This window comes from Oleiphilus sp. HI0043 (assembly GCF_001634935.1).
Map to the genome: position 1 here is coordinate 1 of NZ_LWEY01001879.1, position 1,796 is coordinate 1,796.

Annotated in this window: 2 protein-coding genes; both read right to left on the reverse strand. The window is 42.7% G+C overall.

All coding sequences use genetic code 11. The features are described from left to right. On the reverse strand, window positions 1–789 hold a 789-nt coding region (locus tag A3729_RS28835), incomplete at its 3' end, for a lipase secretion chaperone (protein WP_068634544.1). A 106-nt stretch (window positions 790–895) separates the two neighbouring features. Then, on the reverse strand, window positions 896–1,796 hold a 901-nt coding region (locus tag A3729_RS28840; RefSeq protein ID WP_197476248.1), incomplete at its 5' end, for a triacylglycerol lipase.

Here is a 1,796-nt window from a genome sequence, read left to right on the forward strand (position 1 = left end):
CCGCAGCTGATACACTTCGCTAACGGGCGCATTATCGGCTTTCATTTTTCTAACTTGTTCTGATAGCAATGCATGTTGCTGAGCGCGCTGCCTCGTTGCTCTAATGTCCTCTGGTAGTTCAAGGCTCGCTATCTCTATATGTTGTTGTTTTTCTGTTGCTGTTAGTGTTTCATCACTGTTGATTTTTAACTGCTGAATCAAGAACCTGTTCTGGATATCTTCAGAAGCAAAGAATGCTTCATATTCAACTTGATCAAAGAAGCGCTCTCTGTAGGTCTTAATCTCAGACTGCTGAGCTATCAGTTTATCGAGCATATTTACTCCCGAATCGTATACAACAAAACCCTGCTGAAGCTCCTCGATACCGATTTTGTAGTCAATATAACGTTTAAGTAGGTCCAGAGCTTGTGAACGAGCCGGCTCGCCTAGCTCTGCTTTAATAGTTTCTTGGATTGAAGCAATGACCTGCTCTAGTTCATACTCTCCAAGAGTAGATAGGAAGTATTCGAACATATCTTTAAGACCTTCATCAGCCAGCAAGTTCTGACTTTCATCAACACTTAAGTTGTGATTCACATCAGTTCCCGCGAGTGATGAAGAAGAAAGCGCTTTGATACCCTCCACTTCATAGGGTTTGTGATACAAAGACTCGTTAATTTTTCTGGCTTCTATCATAGTAACAGGCGCACTATCCGAGCCTATTTCTGCGTAACCAAAGTATTCATACAAAGCAATCGATACCACGAAAATGACTGCTATCGATGCAATCGACCCGGTTTTTATCGTCATAATAACCTCTTAAAAAAGTGGGGCCCATAGGACCCCAAAACGGCATTTCCAGTATAAGGTTGCCTGATTGCCCAAATTGGAAAGCACATAATTCTCTAGGAATCGTTTATAGGCCAGCCTTCTTAAGGCGGTTAGCATGTTTCTTAAATAAGGTCTTTGGATCAGTCTCGAACAATGATGTTAATCCTAAGACATGATTATTGGCATCAATGTGGTTCATGAAGTAATCATCACGAATAACCTGGCCAAAGTGAGATGCACAACGCCCGGTAATACCGTCGTTATCTTCACCTGAATCAAACGCTAAACCTGTGATGGCAAACAAGGTATCTGAAATATCCCCAACAGCAGTCAGATGACCTGTGCCGCTCCATGAATAGAGCTTGATATCTTCGCCATTGATCGTCACTTGCGAAGGCCCATTACCACACTCAGTTGTCGGTAAGCCATGCGTGTAAGTTGCATTGTATTGCGCTGCACCTTGAGCATTAAACTCTCCCAACATAGCGTAAATATCAGAGTCGGACTTTTTATTGTCTGATAATAAGTTAACTAGATCACCGACTGCATTAGCAAACGCGCCAAATAACGTTCCACGAATTGTTTCTGGTGGAGCTACATCTGTCACCAAGTCTGCAATAGGCGAACCAGTATGTGGCGTATGCATCGTAGTAACCGACGCAACAAGGTCAGGACGTGTTTCCATTACATAACGCGAAGTCATACCACCCTGGCTATGACCCATTAGGTTGAACTTTTCGATTCGTCCACCGGAACTTGCTTTAATTTCCTCAAGCTGAGCGATCAGCTCTTCACCTCGGCCCACAGAACTATCAAAAGCATTGATCTTAGCTACATAAGCTTCACCACCACGACTTTCAATAGCGCTCGGAATCTGATGCCAATAATCGACAATAGAAATTGAGTCGAAGGCAAATATTCCAGGTACTAACATGATTGGATTTTCTGTTTTCGTGTAACTAAAATAATCAGAAAAGAATCCTGCT